Annotated in this window: 16 protein-coding genes and 1 tRNA gene; 8 read left to right on the top strand and 9 right to left on the bottom strand. The window is 73.5% G+C overall.

Features of this window, described 5'->3' with window-relative positions:
* Positions 1 to 13 precede the first annotated feature (13 nt).
* Complete coding sequence (locus tag JOE61_RS11510) at positions 14 to 982, top strand: SGNH/GDSL hydrolase family protein (protein WP_193669579.1); 969 nt, start codon at positions 14 to 16, stop codon at positions 980 to 982.
* 15 nt (positions 983 to 997) lie between these two features.
* Here the strand turns inward: JOE61_RS11510 and JOE61_RS11505 are convergent, their stop codons facing one another.
* Positions 998 to 2,527 (bottom strand): amidohydrolase, encoded by a 1,530-nt coding sequence (locus JOE61_RS11505; protein ID WP_193669578.1) that lies wholly within the window; start codon positions 2,525 to 2,527, stop codon positions 998 to 1,000.
* 64 nt (positions 2,528 to 2,591) lie between these two features.
* Between JOE61_RS11505 and JOE61_RS11500 the strand changes: the two genes are divergently transcribed.
* Complete coding sequence (locus JOE61_RS11500; RefSeq protein ID WP_193669577.1) at positions 2,592 to 3,254, top strand: hypothetical protein; 663 nt, start codon at positions 2,592 to 2,594, stop codon at positions 3,252 to 3,254.
* A 24-nt stretch (positions 3,255 to 3,278) separates the two neighbouring features.
* On the opposite strand, the gene JOE61_RS11495 is transcribed toward JOE61_RS11500, so the two are convergent.
* From JOE61_RS11495 to JOE61_RS11480, 4 genes are all read right to left on the bottom strand, one after another.
* Positions 3,279 to 4,721, bottom strand: a complete 1,443-nt coding sequence (locus JOE61_RS11495; protein WP_193669576.1) for a serine hydrolase domain-containing protein — start codon at positions 4,719 to 4,721, stop codon at positions 3,279 to 3,281.
* 36 nt (positions 4,722 to 4,757) lie between these two features.
* On the bottom strand, positions 4,758 to 6,119 hold the full coding sequence (locus JOE61_RS11490; protein ID WP_193669575.1) for a DUF222 domain-containing protein: 1,362 nt from the start codon (positions 6,117 to 6,119) through the stop codon (positions 4,758 to 4,760).
* Between the two features lie 130 nt (positions 6,120 to 6,249).
* On the bottom strand, positions 6,250 to 6,414 hold the full coding sequence (locus JOE61_RS11485) for a MerR family transcriptional regulator (protein ID WP_193669574.1): 165 nt from the start codon (positions 6,412 to 6,414) through the stop codon (positions 6,250 to 6,252).
* 662 nt (positions 6,415 to 7,076) lie between these two features.
* Complete coding sequence (locus tag JOE61_RS11480) at positions 7,077 to 7,547, bottom strand: hypothetical protein (RefSeq protein ID WP_193669573.1); 471 nt, start codon at positions 7,545 to 7,547, stop codon at positions 7,077 to 7,079.
* A gap of 118 nt (positions 7,548 to 7,665) precedes the next feature.
* Between JOE61_RS11480 and JOE61_RS11475 the strand changes: the two genes are divergently transcribed.
* Both JOE61_RS11475 and JOE61_RS11470 read left to right on the top strand, forming a co-directional pair.
* Positions 7,666 to 7,739, top strand: a tRNA-Gly gene (locus JOE61_RS11475).
* A 130-nt stretch (positions 7,740 to 7,869) separates the two neighbouring features.
* On the top strand, positions 7,870 to 8,562 hold the full coding sequence (locus tag JOE61_RS11470) for a hypothetical protein (RefSeq protein WP_193669572.1): 693 nt from the start codon (positions 7,870 to 7,872) through the stop codon (positions 8,560 to 8,562).
* On the opposite strand, the gene JOE61_RS11465 is transcribed toward JOE61_RS11470, so the two are convergent.
* The 3 genes from JOE61_RS11465 to JOE61_RS11455 form a co-directional block, all read right to left on the bottom strand.
* A complete protein-coding gene (locus JOE61_RS11465; RefSeq protein ID WP_193669571.1) occupies positions 8,519 to 9,361 on the bottom strand; it encodes an MBL fold metallo-hydrolase in 843 nt (280 codons plus the stop codon). The genes JOE61_RS11470 and JOE61_RS11465 overlap by 44 nt on opposite strands.
* A 76-nt stretch (positions 9,362 to 9,437) precedes the next feature.
* Positions 9,438 to 10,613, bottom strand: coding sequence for an FAD-dependent oxidoreductase (locus JOE61_RS11460; RefSeq protein WP_193669570.1), 1,176 nt, complete (start codon positions 10,611 to 10,613; stop codon positions 9,438 to 9,440).
* 22 nt (positions 10,614 to 10,635) lie between these two features.
* On the bottom strand, positions 10,636 to 10,857 hold the full coding sequence (locus JOE61_RS11455; RefSeq protein WP_193669569.1) for a PspC domain-containing protein: 222 nt from the start codon (positions 10,855 to 10,857) through the stop codon (positions 10,636 to 10,638).
* A 158-nt stretch (positions 10,858 to 11,015) separates the two neighbouring features.
* Between JOE61_RS11455 and JOE61_RS11450 the strand changes: the two genes are divergently transcribed.
* Positions 11,016 to 11,873 carry a hypothetical protein gene (locus JOE61_RS11450; protein ID WP_193669568.1) on the top strand — a complete coding sequence of 286 codons (858 nt, stop codon included), beginning with the start codon at positions 11,016 to 11,018 and terminating at the stop codon, positions 11,871 to 11,873.
* Positions 11,870 to 12,223, top strand: a complete 354-nt coding sequence (locus JOE61_RS11445; RefSeq protein WP_193669567.1) for a GntR family transcriptional regulator — start codon at positions 11,870 to 11,872, stop codon at positions 12,221 to 12,223. The genes JOE61_RS11450 and JOE61_RS11445 overlap by 4 nt, the downstream gene beginning before the upstream one ends.
* 9 nt (positions 12,224 to 12,232) lie before the next feature.
* Here JOE61_RS11445 and JOE61_RS11440 read toward each other — a convergent pair whose 3' ends face one another.
* Positions 12,233 to 13,717 carry a serine/threonine-protein kinase gene (locus JOE61_RS11440; RefSeq protein WP_307822954.1) on the bottom strand — a complete coding sequence of 495 codons (1,485 nt, stop codon included), beginning with the start codon at positions 13,715 to 13,717 and terminating at the stop codon, positions 12,233 to 12,235.
* Between the two features lie 35 nt (positions 13,718 to 13,752).
* On the opposite strand from JOE61_RS11440, the gene JOE61_RS11435 reads away from it, so the two are divergent.
* Together JOE61_RS11435 and JOE61_RS11430 are read left to right on the top strand one after the other, a co-directional pair.
* Positions 13,753 to 14,331, top strand: coding sequence for an RNA polymerase sigma factor (locus tag JOE61_RS11435; protein WP_193669566.1), 579 nt, complete (start codon positions 13,753 to 13,755; stop codon positions 14,329 to 14,331).
* Positions 14,328 to 15,803, top strand: a complete 1,476-nt coding sequence (locus JOE61_RS11430; protein WP_193669565.1) for a M1 family metallopeptidase — start codon at positions 14,328 to 14,330, stop codon at positions 15,801 to 15,803. The genes JOE61_RS11435 and JOE61_RS11430 overlap by 4 nt, the downstream gene beginning before the upstream one ends.
* The last annotated feature ends 126 nt before the right edge of the window (positions 15,804 to 15,929 follow it).

The following is a 15,929-nucleotide window of genomic DNA, read 5'->3' as shown; positions in this document are numbered from 1 at the left end:
TACGGTGGCGCGCATGACCTCTCGCCGCTCCCGCACCCTGCGGGCCGCCGTCTCGACCGCCTCCGCCGCCCTGCTCCTGGGCGGGCTGGCGGCCTGCGGCGACGACGCGGAGCCCACCGCGTCGACCTCGTCGCCCTCGCCGACCCCCTCGGCCGCCGAGGAGCGGGGCGGCAGCAGCCGCGAGGGCGCCCGCGACAGCGACTACCCGACGTACGTCGCTCTGGGCGACTCCTACACCTCGGCGCCGTTCGTGCCCGAGACCGACCGGGGCGACGGGTGCCTGCGCTCGAGCGGCAACTACCCGAGCCTGGTCGCCGAGGAGCTCGGCTCCGAGCTGGTCGACGTCAGCTGCGCCGGGGCGCAGACGGTGTCGCTGGTGGGGGCCCAGCAGACCTTCGACGGCGAGACCCGCCCGGCGCAGTTCGACGCGCTCCACGGCGACACCGACCTGGTCACCGTGGGCATCGGCGGCAACGACCTCGGGCTCTTCAGCAAGCTCACCGCCGGCTGCGTCGGCGCGGCCGAGCAGGAGGCCGGCGGCACCCCCTGCACCGACGCCGCGACCGGCACCGCGACCGCCGACCTCGACCAGATCAGCGAGCGGGTCACCTCGGCCCTCATCGGCGTGCAGGACCGCGCCCCGCAGGCCCGGGTCGTGCTGGTCGGCTACCCCCAGCTGGTGCCCGCCGAGGGCTCCTGCCCCGACCTGCTGCCGCTCGCCGAGGGCGACCTGCCCTTCGCCCGCACTGTCAACCGCGGCCTCGCCGACGCCCTCGAGAACGCCGCCGAGGCCGCCGAGGTCGAGTACGTCGACACCTTCGCGCTGAGCCGCGGCCACGACATCTGCGCCGACGAGCCGTGGGTCAACGGCCAGGTCAACGATCCGGAGCGGGCCCTGGCCTTCCACCCCTTCGCCGCGGGCCAGGAGGCGGTCGCCGACGAGCTGCTGCGCCTGCTGGCGCAGCCCGTCCCGAACGCCTGACCCCCGCCCGGTCCGTCAGCCGAAGGTGGTGAACACCTCTCGGCCGGCCACCCAGGTCCCGGCCACCTGCATGTCACGCAGCTGACGGGCCTGCTCCTCGGCGGAGCCGTGCGGCAGCGGGTCGGCGTCGAGGAGCACCAGGTCGCCGCGGCTGCCCGCGCCGACGGTGGGCTGGGCGTCGACGGAGGCCGAGAGCACCTCCTGCGGGGTCAGGGCGTGCTCGCCGTGCCAGGCCTCGCGCTCGTCGCCGCTGCGGTGCACCGCGGCGGCCATCGCCAGCCACGGGTCGAGCGGGGAGACCGGGGCGTCGGAGCCCATCGCCAACCGCACCCCGTCCTCGAGCATCCAGCGGAAGGCGAAGCAGCGCTCGGAGCGCTCGCCCCAGATCCGCTCGGTCAGGTCGCGGTCGTCGAGCAGGTGAGCCGGCTGCACGCTGGCGCGGATGCCTAGGCGCGCCATCTCGCGCACGTCGGCGCGGTTGACCATCTGGGCGTGCTCGATCGAGCCGCGCGCCCCGGTCTCGGCGTACGACGCCAGCGCCTCGGCGACCGCGGCGTCGCCGATGGCGTGCGTGGCGACCTCGAGGCCGGCGGTGTGGGCGGTGCGCAGCAGGTCGCGCAGCTCGGCCCCGGACAGGTTGGGCTGGCCGGAGGGGTACTCGAGGCGGTGGGCGTCGCCGTACGGCTCGCAGCACCAGGCGGTGCGGGTGTTGAGCGAGCCGTCGCTGATGATCTTGAGCGGGCCCATGGTCAGGCGCGGGTCGACCGGGCCGGCGCCGAGCAGGTCGAGGCGCAGCGGGTCGCCGCTGCGCAGGCCGTGGGCGAGCACCGGCTCGAGGCCCTCGGCGTAGGTCGCCATCCGCACGCGCAGCACGTCGCAGCCCTCGACCCAGCGCTCGGCCCACTCGGCGGCGCCGCCGCTGAACTCGAAGTCGACGAGGCCGGCCACGCCCATGGAGGCGGCGTGGTCGAGGGTGCGGCGGTAGGCCTCGGGGGAGGTGCCGTCGTTGCCGACGAGGCTGGCCAGGCGGGGGTAGGCGGCGAACCACTCGGCCTCGCGGACCACGGAGTCGCGCACCGGCATGGCCAGGAAGAGCAGCGCGACGGTGTTGAGCCAGGCGTGGTGGCCGTCGCCGGAGATCAGCACGACGGGGGTCTCGCCGGAGACGGCGTCGAGCTCGCTGACGGTGACGTCGCGGTCCCAGCCGGCGGAGCGGTGGCCCCAGCCGATGACGGGGAGGTCGGGGTAGTCCGCGACCCGCTCGGCGACCATCGCGAGCGCGGCCTCGGGGCTGCGGGCGCCGGCGAGGTCGAGGCGGCCCGAGGAGAGGGTCCACTGCGCCAGGTGCACGTGCTGGTCCCACAGGCCGGGGATCACCCACCGCCCGTCGGCCCGCACCTCGGGTGCGCCGGGGGGTCGTTCGAGGCTCTCGCCCACGGCCGTGACGACGCCGTCGGTGACCTGCACGTCGACCGGCTCGTGGGGCACCTCGTCGCCCGCGTGCACCGGGACCAGGCGCGCGTGGCGGATGATCAGGCTGCTCATGGCGCAACGGTAGGGCCGGGGCGGCCGCACCGACGAAGCGGCGTCGAGGGTCTACCGTGGCCACGTGAGCGCGCGCGGACTCGGGTCGGCCACCGCCCTGGTGGTGCTGCTCGCCCTGGGGGGCGGGGCGGCGGGGTACGCCGTCGCGCGCGCCGACCACGAGCCGCCGGCCCCGCTGGGCGAGGTGCGGCCGCTGGTGGCCGTCGACCCGGCGTACCCGACGGACCGGCCGGTGCTGGTGCGCGAGGACCGCGACGAGCCGCCCCTGGCCGGTGACGTAGCGCTGCGGCGGGTGGTGCTGGGCACGCCGCCGTTCACGGTGTCGCTGGCGGTGCCGCGCGACTGGGTGCGCAGCGACTCGGCGGGGGGCGAGTGGCGCTGGTACCCGCCGCCTGGGCCGGACGCGGCGGAGAACCTCTACTTCCTGCGGGTGCGCCAGGTGGCGAACCTCTTCCAGAGCGTGCCGGCGGCGCGGGTGGCGCGGCGCTCGGCGCTGGCCACGGCCTCGGAGGTGCAGAGCCTCGAGGTGGTGGAGGAGACCTACGACGGCCTGGAGGTCAGCTACGTCTCGGAGGGCTACCGGCGGCACTCGTTGGAGCGGTGGCTGACGACGCCGGGCAGCGGCGAGACGGCGCAGTACTACCTGGGCATGATCGGGCGCGGGGCCGACCGCGACGCGATGGAGACGCTGATCGAGCGCATCGCGGCGAGCGCCGAGGTGGGCTGAGGCGAGGTGGGCTGAGGCCGGGTCTCAGGTCTGCTCGGCCGGACGCGTGCGGCCGGTGTGGGCGACGGCGAGCCGCAGGACGGCCCAGGCGACGCCGGTGAGGGCGCCGGCGAGCAGCACCAGGCCCAGGTCGGGCTGGAAGAGGCGGATCGTGGCGAGCGGCGCGCCGAAGAGGCGGGGCACCAGGAAGAGCAGGACCCAGGCCGCGGCCGTGGTGGTGAGCAGCGGGAACCACAGGCTGAACCGGCCGGCGACGCCCGACTTCGCGCGGAGCGCGCCGCGGTGGCGCCACGCCCAGAGCATGCTGAGCAGGTAGCCGACCGGGAGCAGCAGCAGCGCGACGTACAGCGCCTTCTGCGACCAGCGGGAGCCCTCGCCGTCGTAGTCGAGGTCCAGGGCCGTGGCGGTCACGGCGTTGAGCAGCTGGGTGGTCTCGCCGAACCCGATCCCGCTGCCGGCGTTGGCGAGCACCACGGCGCCCGTGCCCCGGTCGGGCCGCATGGTCGCGAGCGTCTCGACGCCCGGGGTGGTGCCGCCGTGCCACACCTGCCCGCTGCCGGGGTCGACGAACCAGCCGAGCCCGTAGTGGGGCGAGGCCGGCCCGGCGGGCCGCATCATCTGGGCCTTGCCCTCGGCGCTGAGCACGTCGTCGCGACCGTTCATCATCGTCTGCAGGTAGCGCGCCAGGTCGGCGGCGCTCGCGACGACCCCGCCCTGCGGGGCCGAGACCCGCTCGGTCGGGCCCGGGGCCAGCGCGCGCCTCGTGCCGAACCACGGCCGGTGCCCGGTCGCCATCTCGTCGTGCACCTGGCCGTCGGCGACGAAGCTGTGGGTCATGCCGAGCGGGCGCAGGACGTGGGCGGCGACGTAGGCGTCGTACGGCTGGCCGCTGACGACCTCGACCACGCGACCGAGGAGCTGGTAGTTGAGGTTGGAGTACTCCCAGCGCTCGCCAGGCTCGTGGGCGGGAGCCACGTCGGCGAGGTGGGCGACCCGGCGCTCCAGCGCGTCGCTGCCCTCGACACGGGGGTACGACGCGTTGCCCTGCAGCGTCGAGAAGCCGCTGGTGTGGCTGAGCAGCTGGCGGGTGGTGACGTCGGCGGCGGGCCGGTCGGCGAGCTCGTCGAGGGTCTCGGCGAGCGTGGTGTCGAGGTCGAGCTCGCCCGCCTCGACCAGCTGCATCACGGCCAGCGCGGTGAAGCTCTTGGAGATCGAGCCGATCACGAACGGGGTGTCGGGGGTGACCTCGTCGTCCTCGCCGAGGCGGCGGACCCCGCGGGCGCCGACCGAGGTGGGCTGCCCCTCGGTCACGACGGCGTACGCGACCCCGGGGACGCCGGCGGCCGACATCTCCTGCTCGACCACGGCGTCGAGCCCCTCCACCGAGCCCTGGGCGGAGCCGGGCGAGGCGGTCCCCGTGACGAGGACAGCCAGGGCGGCGAGCACCACCACGAGCCGAGCGAGCATGACCACCTCCCCGCCCGACGATAGTCCGACTCGCGCTCAGGCGGCGTGGTCGATGCGGCGGGTGCCGGTGGGGTCGACGAGGTAGATGGCACCGAAGCGGTCGCGCCACAGGAAGATGCCGGGGAAGGGTTGCTTGACCCGCAGGTGTCCGAACGTCTTGACCCGGTGGTGGGTGGCGGTCATCGGTCCGTAGTTCCCGACCTCGCTCGACCCACCGGCCACCCCGGGCGCCCAGGGGTCGGTGTGGTCTGTCTGCATCGTGTTGCTGGTGCAGGAGGAGTAGGGGAAGACGTCGGCCGGCGAGATCACGCGCACGGCCCGTCTATGTCGGGCCGGGATCTCGTAGGCATCCACGGGTACTTGTCCGAGTGGGTCGAAGACCGGGCGGATCGTGAACCTCGCGTGCGGGCCCAGGACCTCGCGGACCCACTCCCGGGTCACCGGGCCGTGGCCCTCCACCCTCGCGATCGCCGGGACGCCACCGGTGCCGCTGTCGGTGGTGGTGTCGTGGCCGTCGAGGTGGACCACCATCTCCACCCTCGGCGTGAGCCCGGTCAGGTCGAGGTCCTCGGGGCGGGTGTCGGGGTTGGCGAGCATCAGCACCGCCAGCACCCGCCGTTCGTCGGCGCACACCACCGTGGTGGCCTCGTCGGGCTGCTCCTCGCCGACCGGCTGGCGGATCGGGTCGGCGGCGTGCGGGTCATCGGGCAGCTGCCCGCGCAGCCGCTCGGCCAGCGCCCCGATGGTCGCGTCGAGCTGGGTGATGACCGGGATGGGGGCGCGGATCAGGAACGAGGCCATCCCGTGCTCGGGCTTGCCGACGATCTTCGCGAACGTCGCCCGTCGGGCACGCTCCTCTTTCTCCCGCGCCAGCTCCGGTGCCGCGGTCGCGACCTTGCCGACCACCAGCGCCTCGAACCGGGTCCAGGGGATCCGGCCGTCCGCGGACTCCGCGACCTCGGCATCGACCCAGGCGGCCTCCAGCGCGGTCAGCTCACGGGTCTTGGTCACCACGAACCGGGCATAGGAGGACCGCACCTCCCCGGCCACCACCCGTGCCCACAGCACGGGGTGGCGGTGGTGCAGGTCCTGCGCGTCCGCGATCAGGGACGCCGCCGCGTGGGTGGTGCGCCCGATCCGGACACCCAGCTCGGCGGCCGCGAACTCACTGACCGGCGCGGTGCCCTCACCGCCGTACTGGCGCGCCTTCTCCCGCCCCGGCAGCACCGCCACCTTGGGATCCAGCACCCCAGGGCGGGCGGGGTCGTGCAGCACCGCCCACCGGTACGCCACCCGCAACAACCCCACCTCAGCCCGCTGCGCCGCGGTCGCGAGCTCGGCAGCGGTGTCGAGGACAGCCTCCTCCGACATCTCCTCCACCACCGCGTCCTTGAGCATGAGACCAGCCAAGCACCCGCCGCCGACACTCGAGAGAAGTCGCAGATCGATGCTGTGGAGGACATCGGCACGACGGCATCCCGCCGCGATCGTGTCGCGAGTCGTGCTGTGCGAGAGGTCGTCTGAGAGGTCAGCCCTGGAAGTGCGCGCGGACCTCTGTCGCCTGATCCGATGTCAGTTCCCAGCGGGCGTAGGGGACGCTCTGCCAACCCTGATCCCGGAGCCACCGGCGGATGGTTCTGTCACTGACGCCCAGCTCCACCGACAACTGCTTCGGGGTGATCGGCTCTGTCATTCTTCGAGCGTAGTCTCACGTTCGCCGCGCTGTGAAGGTCGTCAGCCGGCCGCGGCGACCGAGGGGGAGGCACACACCCAATGCGACCAAGGTCGTGCACCTCAAGGATCAATTCACTCTCCGGAGTCGTAGACCCCTGACACGACTCGTTGATGGGTTTGGTTGCGGATCGCTGCAGCGTCAGCCAGTTCGGGCACGAAATAGCCCACGCCCGGCTTCCCGGTCTCTGCGCCGACCACGAAGGCTGTGAGGCGGGGGGACCAGGACCAGGTTCCACCTTGGTCTCGAAGGTGAGTGAGCACTTGACCCATCAACCGTGCCGGTAGGGGCGCCTCGCCTGGTTCGGTGATCCTCTCAGCCAACCAGCCGTAGCTGACGGGGTCCGCGCCCGCGCGAACGACTGGCAGAAGCACCTGCTCAGCGCGTGCTGCCAGTTCGGGTATGGATCGAGACTTCGCCACTCCCACAGCGTGTCACGAGCGGCTGCTGCCCTCGCCGCACTCAGGGTCGTCGTCGGAGCCATGGGAGCGGACGCGTCCCGGCCGACGCGGTCCTGATCGGAGCAGTCGAAGCGGTCGTCTGGCACGCGGTCCGCCGGCGATTGAAACCGTTCTCTCGTCGCGCGCTCAATCGGCGAGGCGCCCACAAACCGACTCCCTCGGTCAGTCCCGAGTCGGCCGGTAGCCCCACTCGAGGGCGCTCTCACGGGATCGCGCGCGACCGCGGAGCCGGATGGTCCCTCGTGAGCGGCCACCCGCACCTCGCTCCACGGCGCGACGGGCACCGGCGACGACGTGCACGCGCTGGGTGAACACCACGAAGCGAGCCTCCTCGACAGTGCTCCCCGCCGGGGTCACGTCCACCGCGAGCCACAAGCCGTCCGGCTCAAAGCCGACGACGGCCTTGCCCGTGCCGGCGCGCTCCTTGCTCACGGCAGCGGAGGTGACCTGGAGGTCGAACTCGACCGCTCGGGCGTGCGCCCCGCGGGTCCTCCGCAGCAGCTGCGTCGCCTCGACGAACGCCCGCTCCTCCGAGGAGATGACGCCCGCCCGGATCCACGGCGCCTGTGGGCCGGTGGCGCCGATCCCGGGTCGGACCTTGTCGCCGTTGACCCAGACATCTCCCCAGCTCATCCACGCATCCTCGCACTGGTCCTGGGCCCGGCGTCCGGAGGAGGTGGACCCCTTGGTCCGGCTGGTCCTGGCGGTAGTCCATAGTTGACCCGTGCCGGGCTCGTCAGAGGCCGGCTCCGCGGACGTGGTGTAGTTGCAGCGCGCTTCCCTTCCAGGGAAGAGGTCGAGGTTCAAATCCTCGCGTCCGCTCCACAAGCTCGAGAAGTGGCGCTGCTGAGGCAGCGCGACGCTGGCCAAGGGCACCCGGCCAGGTCGACAATGCCTGATGGAGCCCACGCGCAGGCCACGCGGCGCCGCAGGCAGCGACGCAGAACCTCCGGACATGTCCTGGAGCACCCTGTACAGGTTCGGGGGCTACGCGGCGGTCCTCTACGTGCTGCTGGTGGCGGTCCCGGTGGTGCTGATCTTCACGGCGCCGCTGCCGCCCACCGAGGGTCGGGAGCTGCTCGAGTACATCGCTGACCACCGGGTCGTCTACCTGACCCAGCTGGTCTGCTTCGTCGGGCTGGCGGTGCCCGCGCTCGTGGTGTTCGGCGCCGTCGCCGTGGCGCTCAAGGGCGTCGACAGGTCGGTCGCCGCCATCGGCGGCCTCCTCGGGATCGTCTCCGAGGTCATCGCCCTCGCCACGGCCAGCAGCCCCCAGTCGCTGCACGGCGGGCTGGTGCTGCTCAGCGGCTCCTACGTGGAGGCCGACACCGAGGCCGAGCGGGCGGCGCTGGTCAGCTCGGCCGACGCGCTCATCGCCGCCACCAACGCAGTCGGCTGGGGCGGGGTCCTCACCGCCGCCGCCATCCTGGTCCTGTCCACGCTCATGCGGCACAGCTGCTTCGGCAGGACGGTGGCGTACGTCGGCATGGTCACCGGCGCGCTGGGCGTCGTCTCCGAGGCGCTGCAACCCGTGCTCGGGTTCGGCTACCTGCTCTACGGGCTGCTCCTGCCCACCTGGTTCGCGCTGGTGGCCTGGAAGCTCCTCACGGCAGGTCCACATGCCGCCGGCGCATCGCCTCGCGAGTGACGCTGCGAGCCTGCCCCTCGTGGATGTCGCCCACCCACTCCCAGCCCGGCTCGGCCGAGTCGCCGAGGCGCGGGTCGTCGGGGCGACGGCCGTCGCGCAGGGCGTGCAGGTAGGCACGGTCCTGCTCGATCCGGGCGCCCACCTCGTGGCCTCGAGCGACGGAACCGTGGCCGGGGACGACGACGTCGACGTCCCTCGCCGCCTCCTCGAGCACGTCGAGTCCGACGAGGTACTCCGCCACCGGGTCGTTGTCAGCGCCGAACTCGTCGAGCATCGGGATGAAGACGTCGGAGAGCATGTCGCCCGCGATGAGCATCCCGCTGTCCTCGACGACCAGGGCGGCGTGCCCGGGCGAGTGCGCGGGATGCTCGACGACCCGGATGCGCGGGCCCTCCCAGGGGAACTCGGCGGCGCCGTCGGGGAGTCCTTCGACGAGGCCGTACAGCTCCAGCGGCGTGTCCTCGGCGATCTCCGGCGGCAGGCCCGCCGCAGCATGGTCCCGCCAGTCCACCTGCGCGCGAAAGGCGCGCAGGAGCGCCGCACAGCGCCGAGTGCCGTAGCGCGGGACGTCGCCGAAGGCGTCGTGCCAGAGCACGTGGTCCCAGTCCGGGTGCGTGGCGAACCCTGCCACCACAGTCCGGTCCAAGGCGCCGACGTCACCCGCGAGGCAGGTCATCTCGGCCCACGTGATGCCGGGGTCCACGAGCAGCACCCCGCTCCGGCCCTCGACGACCACGGTGTTGTTGCGCAGCAGCTCGCTCTGGTGGACCAGGGTCCCCGTCGCCACCTCGGTCAGCACGGGCGTGCCCGCCTCGTCAGTCGTCGATCAGTCATGAGGCTGAGACCCGTCGTGCTCGACCGTTTCATCGGTGCCCTCAGACCTTCCCCCGCAGGATGCGCGTGAAGTAGGTCAGCGGCAGTCCGTAGCGGTCGGCGTACCAGGTCATCACCCGCGGCTTGGTGAGGTCGGGGAACGGCACGGTGGGGGCAGGGCGCCCGTCACGGTCGACCTCGACGAGCATCAGCCGACGACGGGAGGTGGTGATCGGCATGACCGTGTAGCCGTCGTAGTGCTGCGGGGGCTCGGAGCCGGCGGTGGTGATGTTGTGCGAGAGCACCTCGACCTGCTTGCGCAGGCCGCCGCCGGAGGGGCGGGTGCGCAGGTCGGCGACGTCGCCGAGCGACCAGACCGACGGGTGCCGGCGGTGCCTCATCGTCTGGGGGTCGACGTCGACGAGCCCGGCGTCGCCCGCCCCTTCGAGGTCGCTCTCGGTGACCCATCGCGGCGCCCGGTAGTGCGGCACGACGTGCGCGTAGGTGACGTCGTCGAGCTCGACCTCCCCCGCGGGCGTCGTGAAGGTGACGCGGCGGTCGGCGAGGCCGGTGACCCGACCCTCGCGCAGCACCCGCACGCCGTACGACGCCAGCACCTGCTCGAGCCGCCCGTCGGGCCCGGCCAGGCCGAGCGGCGTCGGGCCGGGGAGCACCAGGTGCACCTCGATGTCGCGGAGCACGCCCTGGCGGCGCCAGTGGTCGCAGGCCATGAACAGCGGCTTGAGCGCGGTCGCGCCGCAGGGTGCCGGTTCGGGCGGCACCGTGAAGACCACCCGGCCCGCGCGCAGGTGGCGCAGGGCGGACCAGACGACCGGGGCCGTCTCGATGACGAACGTCGACCCGGCCCAGCCGGCCGCCTGGGCCTCCCGCAACCCGGGGGTGGCGTCCCAGTCCTCCTCGAGGCCGGGGCAGACCACGAGCGTGGTGCACCCGACCTCGCGGCCGCTGGCCAGCCGCACGCTGGGGCCCGCGGGGTCGACCGCGACGACCTGGTCCTCGATCCAGGTGGCGCCCTCGGGCATCACCTTGGCCGCGGGTCGCTCGAGCGACGACATGGTCGCCTCGCCCGAGCCGACGTAGTTGAGCAGCGGGCGGTAGCGGTGCACCGCCTGCGACTCGACGACCGCGACGTCGTCGGCGCCGTCTCGCAGCAGCCGCGCCGCGAGCGAGACGCCGGCGTTGCCGCCGCCGATGATCAGGACGCCCCGGTGCTCCATCGAGCCAACGTAGCCGCGCCGGCTACACCCCCCTGTCCTCGTCGGGCATCAGGATCCACAGCACGGGGTAGATCAGCAGCTGGCTGCCCGGCACGACCATCAGGATCAGCACGAACAGCAGCCGCGCGATCCACGGGGTGAGGCCGAAGCGGCGACCCAGGCCGGCGCAGACACCGCCGAGGATCCTCCCCTCGCGCGGGCGCACGAGCCCCTGGTTGCCGAAGCTGGCACGGATGTCGGTCATGGCGTTCCTTCCTGGTGGTGGCTGATGACTCCAGTGTGGATCGCCCGAGCGCTGCGGGCCATCGGGATCCGCCCTGGTCCGACCCTGACCAAGGTCCCGAAAGTTGTTGTGCTGCTACAGTTGCGTCAAGCATTGACACAAACTCCGGGGAGCACACCATGAGATTCGTCGTGTACGTGTCGGGACTCCTCGCCATCGCGGGCTTCTTCGCCGTCGTGGAGGTCAGGGTGCGGAGGAAGAAGGCCGAGTCCGAGCTCGAGACCTTCGCCGCGGGCGTCCCGGCACCCCTGACGCCCGAGGTGCGTGAGTGGCTGCGACCTCAGCTCGCCCGGCGCTACTTCTACCCGCAGATCGGTGGGACCGTGGGGCTCACGGCCGCCCACGTCGCGATGTTCCCCGAGTGGGGCGAGCTGCCCTGGTACTGGTTCGAGGTGCTCATCGGGTCGATGACCGGCGCCGTCGCGGGGGCGCTCCTGGCCGGCTACCGCACCACGCCCCTCGTCGACGGTCCCCGGCGCACCGTTGACCCGGTCCGACGTCGCGTGTCGGACTTCTGCAGCCGCTCCCGCGTTCTGCGGCTGCGGCTCGCCCCGGTCGTGTCGGGTGCCGCGTTCGTGGTCGCACTGGTCATCGCGACGTCGTACGACGGTCCGACGACCCGGCGCGCGCTGGTCACCTGCGCGCTCGGCCTCGTGCTGACCCTCGCCCACCAGTGGGTCGTCACCGCGGTCGTGACCCGCCCCCTGGTCGCCAGCTCGCCCGACGGGCTGGCGTGGCAGAGGGCCCTCGTGGCCAAGACCGTCGATGCGTTGCCCTACCAGGCCTTCTTCATCGCCGTCTTCAGCGCGGCGATCGCCCTCTTCGCCGCGGCCGTGACCATCCGCGACCTGCCCCTCCCGGTCCTCCTCCTCAGCGCGGGGCTGGCGGTGCTGACGCTGGCGTCGGTGGTGGTCGTGGTCGTGGCCATCCGCGACGAGAAGCAGCCGTCACCCCAGCAGGAGAGCACCCTGCCGTGAGCATCGCCATCGACACCGCCTCCAGCGTGCCGCCGTACGAACAGCTGCGCGCGCAGATCGCGGCCATGGTCGCGAGCGGCAGCCTCGCGGCGGGCACGCGCCTGGCCACCGTGCGGCAGATGGCGGCCGACCTGGGGCTCGCGCCCAACACCGTGGCCCGGGCCTACCGCGAGCTCGAGGCCGACGGCCTCATCGACACCCACGGCAGGCGCGGCACCTTCGTCCGCTCGGCCCGTACGCCGAGCCCGGACCTGCGCGCGCTGGTCGCCGACTACGTCAGCGCCGCCCGCGCCCTGGGGCTGACCTGCCCCGAGGCGCTCGCGCTGGTGCAGGAGGAGTGGACGAGCTGACCGGCCCGCTCAGATGCCCGAGGTCTCGACGCTGTCGAGCACCCGGTTGGCGGCCGCCCGGTCGAGGCTGCGCACCTGCACCCACAACAGCCGGTTGCCGGCGACCTGCACCACCCGCTCGACCGTCACCCCCGACCCGCCGCAGCCGGTGTGCAGCACCGTGACCGACGGGCTCTCGCCCTCCTCGACCACCGGCGACTGCTCCTGGTCGCACTCGGGGTGGGTCGGCATCAGCTCGGGCAGGGCGCTGCCGGGCATCAGGCCCAGGAACACGCCCTCGGCCTCGCGACGCGGGTCGGTCCAGGCCGGGTCGGTGCCCACCGAGAGGGCGGCGTAGGAGCCGGAGCCGTCGGGGCCGGCCCAGCCGGAGCCGCCGACGCTGCGCTCCCAGTCGGCCGGCACCTCGACCGAGAGGGTGCCGCCCTCGTCGCCCACCACGCGCAGGTCGGGGCGTGCCTCCCGCTCGATCGCGTGCCCGGCCCAGGCACCGCCGGCCGCGGCCAGCAGGCCGGCCACGACGGTCGCGGCGACCAGGCCGCGTCGACGCCGGCGCGTCGGCGGCTCGGGCTCGGACAGCGGCGCCGACGGCACGTGCAGCGAGGGCCGGTTGCCGGGCTGGGTCAGCTCGGGGTCGACCGGCAGCCAGGGCGCGGTCGCCGCGCCCCCGGCCCCGCGCACCGCCGGCTCGAGCGCCGCGGCCAGCTCGGCCACGAACGTCTCCACGTCGGGCCAGCGCTCCTCGCGCTCGACCGCCAGCGCGCGGCGTACGACGCCGTCGACGGCCGCGGGCAGGTCGCCGCCCAGCGGCGCGGGCGGCTGCGGGTCGGCCGCGGCGCGCAGGCTGGCGTGGGAGAAGGCCGGTCGCCCGGCGAGCAGGAGGTAGGCGACCGCGCCCAGGGAGTACTGGTCGGCCCGGGCGTCGGGGGCCTCGGCCTGCGCCTGCTCGGGCGCCACGTAGGAGGGGCTGCCGGCGACCATCGTCAGCCGCGACGACACGTCGAGCGCCTTGCCCAGGCCGAGGTCGCCGAGCATCGCGCGGACCTCGCCCTCGACGGTGCGGAACAGCACGTTGGCCGGCTTCACGTCGCGGTGCAGGATGTCGCGCGCGTGCAGCGCGGCGAGCCCCGAGCCCACCTGGCGCACGATCTCGAGCGACTGGGCGGCGCTGAGCCCGTCGATCTCGAGCCGGTCGGCCAGGGTGCCCTGGTCGGCGTACGACATCACCAGGTAGGGCCGGCCGTCGTCGAGCTCGCCGGCGTCGTAGACGCTCACGACGTGCGGCGACTCGACGCGGCGCAGGTAGCGTCCCTCCTCGAGGAAGCGGCGTCGCACCTGCGCGTCGTCGGTCCAGTTGTCGGCCAGGACCTTCACCGCGACCGGGGAGTCGAGGTGCTCGTCGTAGGCCAGCCACACGGTCGCGAAGCCGCCCGAGCCGATGCGCCGGCGCACGGCGTAGCGGCCGAGGCGCTGGGGGATCCGCTGGCCGGTGGACACCCAGGCATGATGGGCCATGGAGGTAAAGGAGACCAGTGGGCGCACCGCGGGCGTACGACGCCGACGAGATCGACGACCTGGCCCGGCGGGCGCAGGCCGGTGACCGCCCTGCCCTCGAGGAGCTGCTGACCGCCGTCCGCCCGCGGGCGCTGCGGGTCTGCCAGGGCGTGCTGCCGCACTCCGCCGACGCCGAGGACGCCTGCCAGGAGGCGCTGATCAACATCGCCGGCAAGATCGGCGGCTGGGCCGGACGCGGCCGCTTCACCACCTGGATGCACGCCGTCGCGGTCAACAGCGCACGCACCACCTACCGCCGGATGAGGAACCAGGCCGTGCCCGCCGACCCGCAGGCCGAGGGCGGCGGCCGTCTCGAGCGACCCGACCCGCGCACCACCAGCGTCATCGCCGGCACCCGCCTCGACCTGCTCGAGGCGATGGAGACCCTCGAGCGCGAGCACCCCCAGCTGGTCGAGCCGCTGCTGCTGCGCGACGTCTACGGCCTGCCCTACGACGAGATCGCGCGCCTGGTCGACGCCCCGCTCGGCACCGTCAAGGCCCAGATCCACCACGGCCGGCGCCTGGCCCGCCCGCTGCTGCGCGGGGACGACGCGTGAGGCGCGCGCTGCTGGCTGTCCCCCTCCTGGCGCTCGCCGCCTGCTCGGGCACGGCCGAGGAGCCGCTGCTCGAGCGGCCGGCCGGCGCCGAGGCACCGGCCCTCGTGGTGCCGGCCGCGGCCGGGGCGGCGGCGTACGACGGCGTGGACGACCCGGCGCTCGACGTCGCGCTCAGCGAACCGGTCGAGGACTCGGTCTACCCGCGCATCGGCGACCCCGGCGTCGACGCGCTGCACTACGACCTCGACCTGGCGTGGGACCCCGACGCCGAGGTGCTGACCGGGCAGCAGGTGCTCCTGCTGCGCTCGACCGAGGACGACGACGAGCTGCAGCTCGACCTGAGCCCCGAGCTGCGGGTCGGCTCGGTCACGGTCGACGGCGAGGAGGCCGACTTCCGCCACGAGGGCAAGGACCTGGTCGTGGTCGCCGACGTGGAGGCCGACGAGCGCTACGAGCTCGCACTCGACTTCGAGGGCACCCCGCTGCCGGTGCCCGCGCCGACGACCCGCGGCGACTTCGCCACCAACGGCTGGACCACGATGCCCGACGGCTCGACCTGGACGATGCAGGAGCCGCACGGCGCCTACACCTGGTACGCCGTCAACGACCACCCCTCCGACAAGGCGCTCTACGACATCGCCGTGACCGTGCCCGAGCCGTTCACCGGCGTCGCCAACGGTGAGCTGGTCGACACGACCGAGGCCGACGGGCTGCGCACCACGACCTGGCACCTGGCCGAGCCGGCGGCGTCGTACCTGATGACGATCGCGACCGGCGACTACGTGCTCACCGAGGACGACTCGGCCAGCGGGGTGCCGATCCAGTACTGGGTGCCGCGTGAGCGGCAGCGCCTCGCGCGCACCCTGGCGCCGACGCCCGAGGGGCTGGCCTGGCTCGAGGAGATCCTGGGCCCCTACCCCTTCGACACCCTGGGCATCCTGCTGGTCGACAGCGAGAGCGGCATGGAGACCCAGACCATGATCACGCTCGGGATGACCGACTACGCCACCTCGCCCGCGGTGGTCGTGCACGAGCTCGCGCACCACTGGTGGGGCGACGACGTGACGCCCGCGGACTGGCGCGACGTGTGGATGAACGAGGGCATGGCGATGTACCTGCAGGGCATGTGGGAGGTCGAGCACGAGGACTACACGCTCGAGCAGCTGATGGACTACTGGGCCTCCTTCGAGGACGAGGAGCGCGCCGCGGCCGGCCCGCCCGCCGACTACGACCCCGCCACCTTCGGCGAGTCCAACATCTACTACGGCCCCGCGCTGATGTGGCACGAGCTGCGCCGCGACCTCGGCGACGAGCTGTTCTTCGAGCTGGTGCGGGCCTGGCCGGCCGAGCACCAGAACTCCACGTCGTCGTACGACGAGCTCACCGCGTGGTGGTCGGAGCGCTCCGGGCGCGACCTCGCCGGGTTCTTCGACGACTGGTTGCTGGGAGCGGTGACGCCGGCGCGGGGGTAGTGCCGGCGGCTGCAGGAGTCCCCGGCCGGCCGGGGACTCCTGCGCTTGTCAGGGGTTGCACCACCCATCAAGCGCAGGAGAAGGCTGACAAGTCCGTTGCGCCGGCGACCCCGATGCACTGCGATG

The organism is Nocardioides salarius, assembly GCF_016907435.1.
Taxonomy (GTDB): domain Bacteria; phylum Actinomycetota; class Actinomycetes; order Propionibacteriales; family Nocardioidaceae; genus Nocardioides; species Nocardioides salarius.
The sequence above is the reverse complement of the archived record's forward strand: the minus strand, read 5'-3'. Positions and strand labels throughout refer to the sequence as shown.

Excerpts from the sequence above, each read along its gene's own strand:
- JOE61_RS11470 (WP_193669572.1), top strand. The coding sequence starts at position 7,870 with ATGTCCTGGAGCACCCTGTACAGGTTCGGGGGCTACGCGGCGGTCCTC.
- JOE61_RS11450 (WP_193669568.1), top strand. The coding sequence starts at position 11,016 with ATGAGATTCGTCGTGTACGTGTCGGGACTCCTCGCCATCGCGGGCTTC.
- JOE61_RS11490 (WP_193669575.1), bottom strand. The coding sequence starts at position 6,119 with ATGCTCAAGGACGCGGTGGTGGAGGAGATGTCGGAGGAGGCTGTCCTC.
- JOE61_RS11495 (WP_193669576.1), bottom strand. The coding sequence starts at position 4,721 with ATGCTCGCTCGGCTCGTGGTGGTGCTCGCCGCCCTGGCTGTCCTCGTC.
- JOE61_RS11510 (WP_193669579.1), top strand. The coding sequence starts at position 14 with ATGACCTCTCGCCGCTCCCGCACCCTGCGGGCCGCCGTCTCGACCGCC.
- JOE61_RS11460 (WP_193669570.1), bottom strand. The coding sequence starts at position 10,613 with ATGGAGCACCGGGGCGTCCTGATCATCGGCGGCGGCAACGCCGGCGTC.
- JOE61_RS11480 (WP_193669573.1), bottom strand. The coding sequence starts at position 7,547 with ATGAGCTGGGGAGATGTCTGGGTCAACGGCGACAAGGTCCGACCCGGG.
- JOE61_RS11455 (WP_193669569.1), bottom strand. The coding sequence starts at position 10,857 with ATGACCGACATCCGTGCCAGCTTCGGCAACCAGGGGCTCGTGCGCCCG.
- JOE61_RS11485 (WP_193669574.1), bottom strand. The coding sequence starts at position 6,414 with ATGACAGAGCCGATCACCCCGAAGCAGTTGTCGGTGGAGCTGGGCGTC.
- JOE61_RS11505 (WP_193669578.1), bottom strand. The coding sequence starts at position 2,527 with ATGAGCAGCCTGATCATCCGCCACGCGCGCCTGGTCCCGGTGCACGCG.